The 13,676-nt window shown below is 48.1% G+C and carries 16 protein-coding genes and 2 pseudogenes; 9 read left to right on the forward strand and 9 right to left on the reverse strand.

Going from position 1 to position 13,676, the window contains the following annotated elements:
• Nucleotides 1-16: 16 nt before the first annotated feature.
• Complete coding sequence (gene yncL, locus GNG27_RS09530; protein WP_142489122.1) at nucleotides 17-109, reverse strand: stress response membrane protein YncL; 93 nt, start codon at nucleotides 107-109, stop codon at nucleotides 17-19.
• 363 nt (nucleotides 110-472) lie between these two features.
• Here yncL and GNG27_RS09535 point away from each other — a divergent pair, with 363 nt between their 5' ends.
• Nucleotides 473-721, forward strand: coding sequence for a GlsB/YeaQ/YmgE family stress response membrane protein (locus GNG27_RS09535; RefSeq protein WP_106993575.1), 249 nt, complete (start codon nucleotides 473-475; stop codon nucleotides 719-721).
• Between the two features lie 127 nt (nucleotides 722-848).
• Here the strand turns inward: GNG27_RS09535 and GNG27_RS09540 are convergent, their stop codons facing one another.
• Together GNG27_RS09540 and GNG27_RS09545 are read right to left on the reverse strand one after the other, a co-directional pair.
• Nucleotides 849-947: a YoaK family small membrane protein gene (locus GNG27_RS09540; RefSeq protein ID WP_032617670.1), complete on the reverse strand. Its 99-nt coding sequence runs from the start codon at nucleotides 945-947 to the stop codon at nucleotides 849-851.
• A gap of 44 nt (nucleotides 948-991) precedes the next feature.
• Nucleotides 992-2,020: a sensor domain-containing diguanylate cyclase gene (locus tag GNG27_RS09545; protein ID WP_156263519.1), complete on the reverse strand. Its 1,029-nt coding sequence runs from the start codon at nucleotides 2,018-2,020 to the stop codon at nucleotides 992-994.
• A gap of 120 nt (nucleotides 2,021-2,140) precedes the next feature.
• Here GNG27_RS09545 and GNG27_RS09550 point away from each other — a divergent pair, with 120 nt between their 5' ends.
• Complete coding sequence (locus GNG27_RS09550; RefSeq protein ID WP_156263520.1) at nucleotides 2,141-2,422, forward strand: hypothetical protein; 282 nt, start codon at nucleotides 2,141-2,143, stop codon at nucleotides 2,420-2,422.
• Nucleotides 2,423-2,904: 482 nt separating this feature from the next.
• Here GNG27_RS09550 and GNG27_RS09555 read toward each other — a convergent pair whose 3' ends face one another.
• A complete protein-coding gene (locus tag GNG27_RS09555) occupies nucleotides 2,905-3,984 on the reverse strand; it encodes a DEAD/DEAH box helicase (protein ID WP_197090577.1) in 1,080 nt (359 codons plus the stop codon).
• Nucleotides 3,985-4,130: 146 nt separating this feature from the next.
• Between GNG27_RS09555 and GNG27_RS09560 the strand changes: the two genes are divergently transcribed.
• Nucleotides 4,131-5,251 (forward strand): IS3-like element ISSen4 family transposase gene (locus tag GNG27_RS09560; protein WP_096147877.1). Its coding sequence is split into 2 segments (ribosomal slippage): nucleotides 4,131-4,389 and nucleotides 4,389-5,251, totalling 1,122 coding nucleotides; the frame shifts between segments, so codons are not numbered across the junction.
• 32 nt (nucleotides 5,252-5,283) lie between these two features.
• On the opposite strand, the pseudogene GNG27_RS09565 reads toward GNG27_RS09560, so the two are convergent.
• Nucleotides 5,284-5,466, reverse strand: a pseudogene (locus tag GNG27_RS09565) (helix-turn-helix domain-containing protein); the annotation flags it as partial.
• 427 nt (nucleotides 5,467-5,893) lie between these two features.
• Between GNG27_RS09565 and vapB the strand changes: the two are divergent.
• The 3 genes and pseudogenes from vapB to GNG27_RS09580 all read left to right on the forward strand — a co-directional run.
• Nucleotides 5,894-6,124, forward strand: coding sequence for a type II toxin-antitoxin system VapB family antitoxin (gene vapB / locus GNG27_RS09570; protein WP_039032651.1), 231 nt, complete (start codon nucleotides 5,894-5,896; stop codon nucleotides 6,122-6,124).
• Nucleotides 6,121-6,540, forward strand: coding sequence for a type II toxin-antitoxin system VapC family toxin (locus tag GNG27_RS09575; protein WP_156263521.1), 420 nt, complete (start codon nucleotides 6,121-6,123; stop codon nucleotides 6,538-6,540). Before vapB ends, GNG27_RS09575 begins: the two co-directional genes overlap by 4 nt.
• A 32-nt stretch (nucleotides 6,541-6,572) precedes the next feature.
• A pseudogene (locus tag GNG27_RS09580) lies at nucleotides 6,573-6,833 on the forward strand (hypothetical protein); the annotation flags it as partial.
• Between the two features lie 168 nt (nucleotides 6,834-7,001).
• Here GNG27_RS09580 and GNG27_RS09585 read toward each other — a convergent pair.
• The 4 genes from GNG27_RS09585 to silR all read right to left on the reverse strand — a co-directional run bounded on the left by GNG27_RS09585 (nucleotide 7,002) and on the right by silR (nucleotide 10,325).
• A complete protein-coding gene (locus GNG27_RS09585) occupies nucleotides 7,002-7,352 on the reverse strand; it encodes a DUF305 domain-containing protein (RefSeq protein ID WP_156263522.1) in 351 nt (116 codons plus the stop codon).
• A gap of 153 nt (nucleotides 7,353-7,505) precedes the next feature.
• Nucleotides 7,506-7,937, reverse strand: a complete 432-nt coding sequence (locus GNG27_RS09590) for a copper-binding protein (protein WP_156263523.1) — start codon at nucleotides 7,935-7,937, stop codon at nucleotides 7,506-7,508.
• A gap of 239 nt (nucleotides 7,938-8,176) precedes the next feature.
• Nucleotides 8,177-9,652: a Cu(+)/Ag(+) sensor histidine kinase gene (locus tag GNG27_RS09595; RefSeq protein WP_156263524.1), complete on the reverse strand. Its 1,476-nt coding sequence runs from the start codon at nucleotides 9,650-9,652 to the stop codon at nucleotides 8,177-8,179.
• Complete coding sequence (gene silR / locus GNG27_RS09600; protein WP_156263525.1) at nucleotides 9,642-10,325, reverse strand: copper/silver response regulator transcription factor SilR; 684 nt, start codon at nucleotides 10,323-10,325, stop codon at nucleotides 9,642-9,644. Before silR ends, GNG27_RS09595 begins: the two co-directional genes overlap by 11 nt.
• 189 nt (nucleotides 10,326-10,514) lie before the next feature.
• Here silR and silC point away from each other — a divergent pair, with 189 nt between their 5' ends.
• The 3 genes from silC (at nucleotide 10,515) to GNG27_RS09615 (ending at nucleotide 13,675) form a co-directional block, all read left to right on the forward strand.
• Nucleotides 10,515-11,900: a Cu(+)/Ag(+) efflux RND transporter outer membrane channel SilC gene (gene silC, locus GNG27_RS09605; RefSeq protein ID WP_156263526.1), complete on the forward strand. Its 1,386-nt coding sequence runs from the start codon at nucleotides 10,515-10,517 to the stop codon at nucleotides 11,898-11,900.
• 28 nt (nucleotides 11,901-11,928) lie between these two features.
• A complete protein-coding gene (gene cusF, locus GNG27_RS09610; RefSeq protein WP_156263527.1) occupies nucleotides 11,929-12,282 on the forward strand; it encodes a cation efflux system protein CusF in 354 nt (117 codons plus the stop codon).
• A 109-nt stretch (nucleotides 12,283-12,391) separates the two neighbouring features.
• Nucleotides 12,392-13,675 (forward strand): efflux RND transporter periplasmic adaptor subunit, encoded by a 1,284-nt coding sequence (locus GNG27_RS09615; protein WP_156263528.1) that lies wholly within the window; start codon nucleotides 12,392-12,394, stop codon nucleotides 13,673-13,675.
• Nucleotide 13,676: the final 1 nt, after the last annotated feature.

Raw genomic sequence — 13,676 nt, forward strand, 5'->3', positions numbered from 1 at the left:
GCCGGGCCTGCTCACATTAAAACCAGTTAAATTTGTCAGAAAGGATCAGTAACAAGGAACTGGCACAAACAAGGTTAATACAGACCACGAATCGACTGGAAACGTTCATGTTATCAACACCATTCTGCTTATGAATGAATTGTGCTAATAAGCGTAATAGCAAATAGCGGAACGATCAAATCAGACGGGCAGGGCAAAAAAAAGCCCACGTAACGTGGGCAAGTAATACTGGAAGCAATGTGAGCAATGTCGTACTGAATACCTGAGTGATTTGCTCAACTATTCAGTGTTGAGAAAGATAATATTTCTCATTAACGATTACAACCCCAATTTTTGTGCGGAACGTCGGTTAATCGCTTTTTTCTTAAATTTCTCTCGTGATGGCTATCACAAACTTGCAATTCTGAATCCTGTGCTAAGCTTTGTGTGTATTTGATTTGACGACAAAAACCATACAGAGAGGAAAGCAGCTATGGGAATCATATCCTGGATTATCTTTGGGCTTATCGCGGGTATTCTGGCTAAGTGGATCATGCCGGGCAAAGATGGCGGTGGATTCATCGTTACGGTCATACTGGGTATCATCGGCGCCGTGGTCGGCGGCTGGATCAGTACCCTCTTCGGTTTCGGCAGAGTTGATGGCTTCAACTTCGGCAGCTTTATGGTCGCGGTGGTTGGCGCACTGGTTGTGCTGTTTATCTACCGTAAAGTAAGAAGCTAAACCGACGCTTCAGACAAAAAGACCGCCGACAGTGGCGGTCTTTTTGCATCGGTCACCACCAGCCCAGCTGGCTACCCGCAACGGCCGCGATGGCGACAATCAGCATAATAATGGTCGTTTTTCTCACTTATCCCCCGGGCGCAGCGTAACCGCCGACAAAAAACCACGTTAAAAAGATGACCGCCGTGATGAAAATCACGATCGGGAACAGAATACCAAGCCGCATGTTACCACCTGTCCTGAAATGCAAAACCCGTCGAGTGTACGGGGTTAATCAATATTGAGAAAGGGCGTTTTGAGTTTGCCTTTCTTATCGTTGTACATGGCGGCATCGGCTGCCCGCAGCGCGCCGTCAGCATCGAGTTCGGCAGGATCCACCTCAATTACGCCGAGACTGGCACCTGGATAGACGAGATGCACATCTCCCAGCCAGTATTCCCCGGCAATCTGTGCGCTCAGCTGCGTTTTCACCACGTTTAATGAGGTCTGCTCGCCGCTCTCCCGATCCTGGCAAAGACAGGCAACCAGAAATTCATCCCCGCCAAGCCTGCCCACGATATCATCATCGTCCCGTCCGTCGTTCAGGCGCTTGCCCACCTCAATCAGAAACTGGTCGCCCGCCTCATGACCAAAGCGATCGTTGATTAGCTTGAAATCATCCAGATCGATATAGGCGATAATGGCGTTGCGGTTCAAATGGCGCGCCAGAGAGAAGAGGGTGGTGAGATTCTCAAAGATGGCGCGGCGGTTCGGCAGGCCGGTCAGGGCATCGGTATAAGAGTAAGCAATCAGCGCGGCGTTGGCTTCGCGCAGCTGTCTGACCAGCGACTCCTTCTCGATGTTCTGGGCGATAAGCCCGGCGAAAAGCTTTAAGACGTGCTCGCCGCGCTCGCTCAGCTGGTGCTTGCTGGAGCTGGCGGCGCACAGGGTGCCGTACAGGGAACCATCTGCAAGATGAATCGGTATGCTCATGTAGGTGGTAATACCCAGCGCTTTAGCCGCATCACAGTCACCCCAGTGCTCGGCCACGTTGTTGCTGAAGAAGCAGTCGGAATCGATCGCCCGCTTACACAGGGTCTCGCCCCAGGGAACGCTCAGCCCTTCCGGGATCTGCATCTGTTTGCTGTTTCGGGCATACAGAATATGCTGCAGGCGGGCATTAATATCGACTTTGGTAAGGTAGGTCGACTCCATGTCGGTGACCACTTCAAGCATTTCGAGCAGCTGACGCACCAGGCTCTCAAGCGATTGCTCAGTGCTGAGCGTTTCTGAAACACGGGCAAGAATAATATCCGACATGGCGCTGCTCAACTCCCTACAGAAGACCTCTGTACCTGTCTGTTTTGCTGAAAGATTCGACTACGGGTAGTAGAACATGAATTGACGACATTTCATATATTCTGGCGTGGAACAGCAAATGTGGCGGGTAAAAAAATCCCCGGCGCGGGCCGGGGAAAAGTACATCTTGATTACGGAATGATGTTCTCTGGTCAATGTGAGAACAGAGCCACTCTAGCAACGAAACATGTCATCAATACTAACAAGTACACATCAAATGGACATGTTTTTTATCAATATATACAACTTGTTACTGTTTTTGTTGCAGCCCATTATTTTTTAAAAAAAATGGACCAAAAAATGTTCGCAGTCCATTTTTTGCTCAATGCTTTAGAGGCATTGCTATGTGCAGCGCAGATGTAAGCCGTAAGTACTAGTACGTTAAAAGATGGGGGAACAGGTAAGTGTCAATGCACGACTATTGTTCACTAAAAGTAGCTTTTATGCTTTGATTGGGATGCGTGAATCAGATACATGCACTAAGCAAATTCATTCAGATGCTCAGGTTGAGACTGGTGACTCCAGCTGAAGCTAATACTACTTACAGACACACTGGAGCTAACAAAACTGCAGCTTCTTTCGCAACGTTATCTAACGAATCCCAGGCTTATCAGGAAGAGCAAGCCGTTCCGAATGAAGTCTGGTTGCGTTTATGGCCATCAAAAGATTTAGCATGACCTGTTTTACAGGCAACAGTACGGTGTTGATAGGAAGAAAATTCCTTCCGGGACTTTATAAATAAATAGGGTGAACGGTTAATGCTATTTAATTTATTGATATTTAGTTATGAATCATCAAAACACCCCAACTTATCAACAAATTTCTCAAAAATAATCCTATGAAAGTTAATTCTGAAACGGAGAATCAAACACATTTACCATTCTTTCTCTGAAGCGTCCTAGGAATTGCAACACTTCAGTATGTGTGTGTTCAGAAAGTGACGGGGAAGATAAAGTAACTTTGTCAGTTATTGGAATGTTGCGAGAAAAGATAAGTTTTTGAAAGTCCCTAATAGGAGATGAAGTTAAGCCAAGCCCCTCAAGGGTAATTCCTGTATTCGTCTGGGTAGGATGTTTATCCATCGCATCAAAAACTACTATACATTCAGGCACATCCTCTTTAAGTCGGTGAGCAAACTCAGTCAATTGAGGTTCAGCAAAAGTATATAACCACGCTTCTTGGTTGGACGCTTTGTTGATTCTTAAAATTCGGCCCAACACTTGACGGAAATAGAGCTCGGTTTTAACTCTGCTTAAATGGCAGCAAACCTGTAGTCTTGGAATATCGGTGCCTTCACTGACCATTCCTACACTGACAATCCACTTTATCGAGTTGGCCCTGAAGTCTTCAATCGTTTTTACTGCCTTCGGGTCTTTGTAAGATACCAGCACTGCTGACTGGTTAAAGATGCCCTTGAGGATATGCAAAATAAGCAAAGCATGTTGCACTGATGAGGCCACTATCAAACCGCCAGCATCAGGATTGTCTTCGCGGATCGATTCAAGCCGGGATATTGCCAGACTGAGTACGTGTTTCATTGCCGAATCATTTGTAATGACAGCATGATAAGTGATATCGGAATGGCTCAGTAAGTCCTGTAGGCTTTTAAATATTTTTTTATCTTCATCATCCTCAGAGAGGACTAAATGCTCATTATCAACCAGAACAATATTAGGAACTCGGCAGACATGGTCTCGTGTTGCTTCTTTCAGACCATAGGCAAAGTCACACTGAATTCTTCCTTCAGGATCGCTGTAACGTGCCATGACAATAGGGGTTTTATCAGAACGCCAGGGTGTGCCTGTTAATGCCAGCGTAAATGCAGCATGGTTCTGTATATTGAGGATAATCTCTTCACCCCAGCTATTCGCGTTCTCAAGAGAACTACCAGAACAATGGTGGACTTCGTCAAAAATTACCAGCACGCGGTTCCGCTTCAATAGACTCCAGAAATCCTTGTTAAAGAAAAGCATACTTTGATAAGTGTAAGAACAACCCACTGACCTGCTCCCCGTTGATTAGTACACCCCGATGTTAGTAATGTCTTCATAAGCCACATGAGGACATCCCCATGAAGAAGCGTTTTTCCGACGAACAGATCATCAGTATTCTCCGCGAAGCCGAAGCTGGGGTACCCGCCCGTGAACTCTGCCGCAAGCATGCCATTTCCGATGCCACGTTTTACATCTGGCGTAAGAAGTATGGCGGTATGGAGGTGCCTGAAGTTAAGCGCCTGAAGTCGCTTGAGGAAGAGAACGCCAGACTCAAGAAGCTGCTTGCCGAAGCCATGCTGGATAAAGAGGCGCTTCAGGTGGCTCTTGGGCGAAAGTACTGACGACAGACCAGAAGCGGGAAGCCGTGATGTTGATGTGTGATGCGACCGGTCTGTCGCAACGTCGTGCCTGCAGGCTTACAGGTTTATCCCTGTCGACCTGCCGCTATGAGGCTCACCGTCCGGCTGCTGATGCGCATTTATCAGGGCGCATCACTGAGCTGGCACTGGAGCGCAGGCGTTTTGGCTACCGTCGTATTTGGCAGTTGCTGCGCCGTGAAGGGCTTCATGTTAATCATAAGCGCGTGTACCGGCTTTATCACCTCAGTGGCCTGGGCGTAAAACGCAGAAGACGTCGTAAAGGGCTGGCAACAGAACGTCTGCCGCTGCTCCGTCCGGCGGCGCCCAATCTGACCTGGTCGATGGATTTCGTCATGGACGCACTTTCCACCGGTCGCAGGATCAAGTGTCTTACCTGCGTCGATGATTTCACAAAGGAATGCCTGACGGTCACTGTTGCCTTTGGGATTTCAGGCGTTCAGGTCACGCGTATTCTGGACAGCATTGCACTGTTTCGAGGCTATCCGGCGACGATAAGAACTGACCAGGGGCCGGAGTTCACTTGCCGTGCACTGGATCAATGGGCCTTTGAGCATGGTGTTGAGTTGCGCTTAATCCAGCCGGGCAAGCCAACGCAGAACGGATTTATTGAGAGCTTTAACGGACGATTTCGCGATGAATGTTTGAATGAGCACTGGTTCAGCGATATCGTTCATGCCAGGAAAATTATTAATGACTGGCGGCAGGATTATAACGAATGCCGCCCGCACTCCACGCTGAATTATCAGACACCGTCTGAATTTGCAGCGGGCTGGAGAAAGGGTCATTCTGAGAATGAAGATTCCGACGTTACTAACTGAGTGTTGTATCTAATCGTGGGGGCAGGTCAGTCAGCCTCCACTTTTGCAGTGCGGTATTGTTTTGTACCTCCATGTCTCTTGATCACCCGGCTAATCGTTGAGGGGGCTCTTGATAAGTGTTGAGCTATCTCCCTAATGCTACGTTTAGCTACAAGCCCTCTGGATATCTCCTCTCTTTCATCGAGCGAAAGAGCAAGCGGGTGGCACTTCCGGACAACATAACCCGACGGAGATTTTTACGATGAGTACAATGCAAACCACCTGGAAAGGATTGGAACAGGGAGAGGGTGAAATCAAGTGACATAACTTTGACATTCCGATCGCCATTCCGGAAGCCTTTGGCGGCACCGGCCGCGGCGCGAATCCATAAGAACTGCTGAAGGAATCAGAGGCGTCATGCGGCTTTTCAGTGAAGATCCGACTTTAGCTTTTTTCGGATCTGCGCAGGAAAAGAGAAAAAACCGTATAGGCTGAACATATACATTTGCCGGGCATCTGCATGTGTCAGGCATACGCATATCCATCACATCTAACCCCTATGCATATGCTATGCATCTGCATATACTTGGCATATGAGGACGATTTCGGTATTTCAGTATGTCTTTTCATTCGACCTGGCGACTCCAGGAACTGGAGGTAATCATGAGAACAGTTTCTATTTTTAAAAACGGCAACAACCGCGCCATCCGTCTGCCCCGCGATCTGGATTTTGAGGGGGTGAGCGAGCTGGAGATCGTCCGGGAAGGGGACAGCATCATCCTGCGCCCCGTCCGGCCGACCTGGGGCTCTTTCGCACAGCTGGAAAAGGCAGACCCGGACTTTATGGCGGAGCGCGAGGACGTTGTCACCGACGAAGGACGATTTGATCTGTGAACAAAACCTATATGCTGGACACCAATATCTGCTCATTCATCATACGCGAGCAGCCGGAAGCCGTTCTGAAGCGTCTGGAGCAGGCGGTGCTGCGCAACCAGCGCATTGTGGTCTCGGCCATCACCTACTCCGAGATGCGTTTCGGTGCCACCGGCCCGAAGGCCGCTTCGCGCCACATCCAGCTGGTTGACGCGTTCTGCGCCCGCCTCGATGCCATCCTGCCTTGGGACCGCACCGCGGTGGACGCCACTACGGAAATCAAGGTCGCGCTGCGCCTCGCCGGCACGCCGATCGGCCCGAACAATACAGCGATTGCCGGACACGCGATTGCCGCCGGCGCGGTGCTGGTGACGAATAATGTGAGAGAGTTTGAGCGGGTGCCGGGCTTGGTGCTGGAAGACTGGGTTATCGCCTGATACAGGAATGTCCGCTTTGTGCTCATAGCGGACGTATCCGTGAAATTGATAATTACCTGTGTCCGGACCTTATCGAGGAAATCACCGGTATATCAGTCACGTTTACGGACACCTGCGATGCTAAAAAAATAATCGGCCGGGCTGTGGGAATGAAACCCGATAATGTGCTTGATAAATTCTGGCCCCAGATGTCAGCAGAAAAAATAATCACAAGATCAACCTATCATGACGGATTACATGAAAGAGTTGAACTAGTTGAAATCCTGAGAGGTATTGTTTCTATGACGAGTTAATCGGTCAAAAGAAATCTTGCAGACGAGTATACTCCGCACCAGTACAGATGCCAGCATCGCTAAAATAAAAAACCCGAAATAAATCGGGTTTTGATTATTTTACGTTTAACAGGTTCCTGTGCCCAGGAACCCTTTTAATGTACGCTTAATCTGCTTTTCCAACAATCATTATTTTTGACTGCTGAGCCATTTGTTCATTTGGTCTATTTCAGCTTTTTGAGCTTTTATGATGTCCTGTGCAAGCTTCTTCATTTCGGGATCTTTTCCGTATTTAAGCTCAGTTTCAGCCATTGCTATCGCCCCCTCATGGTGTGCGATCATGCCTTTAGCAAACGCTTTGTCAGGGTCAGGTTCCTTTACTGCAGTCATCATTTTTTCATGCATGTCTTTCATGCCAGCCATATATTCGTGCGATGATGCAGATGATGACATTTCTGACATTTTCATCGTTGACGGTTCGGCTGAAATAGCAGGCATGGTCAGTATTAATAATGCAAAAAGGGATGTTTTAATTTTCATGAAATATCTCCTTATATCATTTGGGTACCAAATTATTATAGTTGAGAGTGAGAAAAAAGCCCCCGTCAGGGGGCGAAACAGGAATGTTAACAAGATCCTGTTAAGGAAAATCATGCCAATGAGAGGGTAACAATGCTCGTACTACAGTATGCTTCAGCCAGCGCTGCTCATGCGGCGATGCTTTTCAGCCAGCGCCTGATGTACCCCTGACTGGCCATTCTTCATGGTTTCATGGGCTACTGCCGCTTTTTCATGTTCATCCATAGCGGCGAATGACGTTGATGTGGGGGCACCAGTAGCCGGGGCATGTCCCATCATTTTCTGATGGCTGGCCATCATTTCCTGATGTGCATCCGCAGAGGCGTTGTTCATTGTTTCATGCGCCATAATGGCCTGCTCATGCTGATTCATATCGACCATTTGTGGAGTTACACCCTTGATGGCGGAAGGAGCTGCAGTCGACTGCATCTGATGTGCGGGAGCCTGTGCATTATCAACACGCTCATGAATATTGACGTTTTCGGTGGCCCAGGCTGAGGAAATTAAGCCAAAACCTAAAACAGATGCTAATACGATATTTTTCATAGTAATTCTCCAGTACTGAATTAGTGATGTCAGGTAATTACAGCCATTGCCTTTGATTCATACTGCTTTGACCTTATTTACCAGACTAAAGGGCTGTATATCTGTCTCATGGTGTGTTAATAACGCCCATGTAGATAAAATAATTCAGCCTTCCTGATAACTTGCACTAATTATATCGGATGGCTTCTGTTTAATGCGTGACAGACTGATGACATCTCTGTCATTTTTATTCTTTCTTGTCAGTGGCGAGCGGCCTGGCTCATTTTTTCCAGCCTTGGCACTGATAAGATGAAACGTGTCGAACGTACATCCGATTCCACATGGACCTTACCGTAATGCGCTTCCACAATTGACTTCACAATAGCAAGACCTATACCGCTGCCTTCCCCTTTTCGTTGTCTGGACGGATCTACTCGATAAAAACGGTCAAACAACCTTGGTAAATGTTCTTGAGGGATCGGTTTCCCGGGATTTTCAATCACGAGGTCAAAGTAGTTGTGCTGCTCTCTGATCGAGACGATTATCGCCTGACCTTCCGGTGTATAGCGCAGGGCATTGGATAACAGATTATTGATGGCTCTTCTGAACATCTGGGGATCCCCTTCAACCAGGCAGGGCATCCCGTTAAACTTCAGTCTGATGTTGCGTTCTTCCGCCCATGCTTCAAAGAAATCAAAGACTTTTATAACTTCCGCACTTAAATCAAACATGACCCGATCAGGGATCAGCTGATTGTTATCAGCCTGCGCAAGGAAAAGCATATCGCTGACCATCTTGGTCATCCGGTTATATTCTTCAAGGCTGGAGTAGAGAACATCCTCAAGCTCTTTCTTCGTCCGGTCCTGGCTCAGTGCAATTTCTGTTTGCGTGACCAGATTGGTGATAGGGGTTCTGATCTCGTGCGCAATATCTGCAGAAAAATTTGCCTGGCGGGTAAACACATCCTCAATTTTTTCAATCATATGATTGAAAGAGATCACCAGCTGCTCAAGCTCAATGGGCACGCGTGACGGTTCAAGCCTGGCATCGAGATTTTCGGAGGTAATATTTTTAATGGCATTGCTGACGTTACGCAGGGGGAGATGTCCCTGTCTGACAGCGATTCGAATGATAAGAATAATTATCAGGCTGATTACAACGGCGATCGCAATCAGGTTCTTTTTAAGAGCATCGAGGTAATGAAGATGAAAATCGATGGAAAGACCGATAAGCATTATATAGCTCTGGGGTTTTCCCTGAAATGTTGCTTCCCCTGAAGAGGCGACGATCCTGTATGTTTCCATTTTCATTTCGGACCCAGCGTGCATCGGTCTCGCTGGATCTTCTACCGTCCAGAGAAAAACATCACGTGCGCGACTGTGCGCGCTAAAATCCTCCGTCTTCACGGCCGGGCGTAATGCTCTACCTTGCGCCGAACTGAACAAAACATCCCCCTGAGGATCAAGAAGCAGAACGGCGACGTTGCGGTAACTAGCAATCGACTCCTTAATTTTACTTATTTTTCTTTCATCCGGATCTGCAGGTGACTGCAGTATACGGTGCATCGTGCTACTGATTTGTTTCAGGTCGCTGACATCCTGCTCTGCAAAATGATTTTCAACGGAATGCAGCGTAAACCAGGTAAAGGCGATAAAAGCTATTATCGTGGATAAGCTGATGAAAAAAGTCAGCCTCAGGGCAAGGGAGAACGGGCGCCGGGAGGACTTAATGCTCATCAGGGACCTCCAGTATATATCCCACGCCGCGGACCGTCTGGATCAGTTTCGGCTCGTAATCATTATCTATTTTGGCCCGAAGCCGCTTTACTGCGACGTCGATCGCGTTAGTGTCACTGTCAAAATTCATGTCCCAGACCTGGGATGCAATCAGGGAGCGGGGCAGTACTTCTCCCTGATGACGAATGAAAAATTCCAGCAGACTGAATTCCTTGCTGGTCAGCATAATGCGGTTGCCGGCACGGCTGACCTTTCTCGATACAAGGTCAATCGTGAGGTCTGCCACCTTAAACTGACTTTCCGGGATCACTGCATTACCACGTCGTAAAAGTGTTCTAACCCGGGCGAGAAGTTCAGCAAACGCAAAAGGTTTAACCAGGTAATCATCCGCGCCCAGTTCAAGCCCCTTAACCCGGTGCTCAATAGTGCCGAGCGCTGTCAGTAATAAAACGGGCATCCCCTTTCCAGCAGCGCGAAGCATGCGGATGATATCCCAGCCGTTCACATCGGGCAGCATGATATCCAGAATGACTAAATCATACTCGGCGGTCATGGCGAGATGATATCCGGTTAGACCATTATCGGCGTGATCCACTACGAACCCTGCTTCTGTAAGCCCCTTGCTGAGATATTCACCTGTTTTAATTTCGTCTTCGACGATCAGTATTTTCATCTTGCTCCCCGGCTGGCTGCTAATGTCATTCTATTGTGCCCATGATCGTTATCAACGAATTCCAGCAAAAATGACAACATTGTCATTATCCTGTCACCCGGCAAACAGAGAGCGTTCGGTAAAGTATCCCTATCAATACTCTGGACTTCATTTGAACCATTTACCAGGTCTGCCTGGACGAGAAGCGTTATGTTCAAATTAAAATTACTCAGCATCAGCACGATATTCATTCTGGCAGGCTGCGTGTCTCTTGCGCCTGAATATCAGCAGCCGGCAGCACCGGTACCCCAACAGTTTTCACTGTCCCGTAACAGCCTGACGCCCGCCGTAAATGGCTATCAGGATACGGGTTGGCGTAACTTTTTTGTCGATCCCCAGGTTACCCGGCTGATCGGTGAAGCTCTGACTAATAACCGTGATCTGAGAATGGCCGCCCTGAAGGTTGAAGAGGCCCGGGCCCAGTTCAACGTCACGGATGCAGATCGTTATCCCCAGCTGAATGCCTCATCCGGGATCACATACAGCGGTGGTCTGAAAGGTGACAAGCCGACCACACAGGAGTACGACGCGGGACTGGAGCTCAGCTATGAGCTCGATTTTTTCGGCAAACTTAAGAACATGAGTGACGCTGACCGCCAGAACTACTTTGCCAGTGAAGAAGCCCGTCGGGCCGTACACATCCTGCTGGTCTCCAACGTTTCACAGAGCTATTTCAGCCAGCAACTGGCTTACGAACAACTCCGTATTGCGCGGGAAACGCTGAAAAATTATCAACAGTCTTATGCTTTCGTTGAGCAACAGCTGGTGACGGGCAGCACAAATGTGCTGGCGCTTGAACAGGCCCGGGGACAAATTGAAAGTACCCGCGCAGAGATTGCCAAAAGAGAAGGCGATCTGGCACAGGCAAATAATGCCCTGCAGTTGGTTCTGGGGACATACCGTGCGCTTCCTTCAGAAAAAGGGATGAAGGGTGGCGAGATCGCCCCAGTAAAACTGCCACCCAATCTGTCATCACAAATTTTGCTGCAGCGCCCGGATATCATGGAAGCTGAATACCAGCTGAAAGCAGCTGATGCCAATATTGGCGCTGCACGAGCGGCTTTTTTCCCGTCCATTACACTTACCAGTGGTCTTTCAGCAAGCAGTACGGAGCTGTCCAGTCTCTTCACGCCAGCGAGCGGAATGTGGAATTTTATTCCTAAAATCGAAATTCCTATTTTTAATGCTGGCAGGAACAAAGCCAATCTGAAGCTGGCTGAAATTCGCCAACAACAGTCGGTGGTTAATTACGAACAAAAAATTCAGTCAGCATTCAAGGAAGTAGCTGATGCCCTCGCATTGCGGGACAGTATTAGCCAACAAATTGAGGCTCAACAGCGTTACCTTGACTCGCTGCAAATAACGCTTCAGCGTGCCCGAGGTTTATATTCTAGTGGTGCCGTCAGTTACATTGAAGTGCTTGATGCCGAACGTTCTCTATTCACAACGCAACAAGCCATTCTCGATCTTACATATTCCCGGCAGGTTAATGAAATTAATCTGTTCACCGCCCTCGGTGGCGGTTGGGTAGAATAAATTTATTCAATTAATCAGGAAATTAAAAATGCGTAATTCACTTAAAGCCGTTGTATTTGGTGCTCTCTCTGTTATGTTTTCTACTGGCCTCCATGCTGAAATGCATCAGCATGGGGATATGAATGCCGCCGCTGACGCCTCGTCGCAACAGATTATCGAGGGGAAAGGCGTTGTGAAAGATATTGATCTTAATAGTAAAAAGATCACCATTTCCCATGAAGCGATCCCTGCGGTTGGCTGGCCTGCAATGACCATGCGTTTCACTTTTATTAATGCTGACGACAGCATTACTACCCTTAAAACTGGCAGTCATGTTGATTTTTCATTTGTTCAGCAGGGCAACCTCTCTTTACTCAAAAGCATTAAAAATACGCAATCCTGATTAGCGATCTGGAGCGAAGACATCCTGTGCGCCTGAGCATTCATAGCATTATCGCTATGAATAATCAGGCGCATATGCCAGGGGTTTTGATTTTTTAGCGGGAAATTGTATGGCTTCTTTAAAGATAAAATATGCTGCAATAATTATTAGCAGCCTCATAGCAGGAGGGTTGATTTCTGTTACTGCCTTGCATTATGTAAACTCAGCAGAAAAATCAGAAAAGGCAACATCTGAGCGAAAGGTTCTTTTCTGGTATGACCCAATGAAACCGGATACTAAATTCGATAAGCCGGGTAAATCCCCTTTTATGGATATGGATCTGGTGCCTAAATATGCTGATGAAAACGTTGGGGAAAGCAGTGACGGTATTCGTATTGATCCGACTCAGGTCCAGAACCTGGGATTAAAAACACAAAAAGTGACCCGCGGAACGCTGAGTTATTCCCAGACGATCCCGGCCAATGTCAGTTACAACGAATACCAGTTTGTCATTGTGCAGGCGCGCTCTGACGGCTTCGTTGAAAAAGTGTATCCCCTGACGATTGGCGATCATGTGAAGAAGGGCACGCCGCTTATCGATATCACCATTCCGGAATGGGTTGAGGCACAAAGCGAATTCCTGCTGCTATCCGATACCGGCGGTACGCCGACACAGCTTAAAGGGGTTCTGGAGCGGCTTCGTCTGGCGGGTATGCCGGAAGAGGATATCCAGAGGCTGCGTTCATCACGGCGTATCCAGACCCGATTTACCATCAAGGCACCCATAGATGGTGTCATTACGGCCTTTGATCTGCGCACCGGGATGAATATTTCAAAAGATAAAGTGGTGGCACAGATTCAGGGGATGGATCCGGTGTGGATCAGCGCGGCAATACCAGAATCCATCGCTTATCTCCTGAAAGACACGTCGCAGTTTGACATTTCGGTGCCGGCTTATCCGGATAAAGCGTTCCATGTTGAAAAATGGAGCATCCTTCCCAGCGTGGATCCCACCACCCGAACGTTGCAGGTCCGCCTGCAGGTGGCAAACAAGGACGAACTGCTTAAGCCGGGTATGAATGCTTATCTGAAATTGAATACACAAAGCCAGGAAATGCTGCTGATACCGAGCCAGGCCGTTATCGACACCGGTAAGGAACAGCGCGTGATCACTGTCGATGCTGAAGGTCGGTTTGTGCCGAAAATAATAAAAGTTCTGCACGAGTCTCAGCAACAGTCTGGTATCGGTGCAGGCCTGAATGAAGGGGATAATGTGGTCGTCAGTGGTCTGTTCCTGATTGACTCCGAAGCCAATATTACCGGTGCGCTGGAGCGTATGCGCCATTCTGAGAAAACGGATGAGCCTATGCCTGCAATGTCTGACCAGCCTGTAAATATGCATTCAGGACACTGAG

The sequence above is a fragment of the Leclercia sp. 119287 genome (assembly GCF_009734485.1).
GTDB classification, from domain to species: Bacteria; Pseudomonadota; Gammaproteobacteria; order Enterobacterales; family Enterobacteriaceae; genus Enterobacter; species Enterobacter adecarboxylatus_C.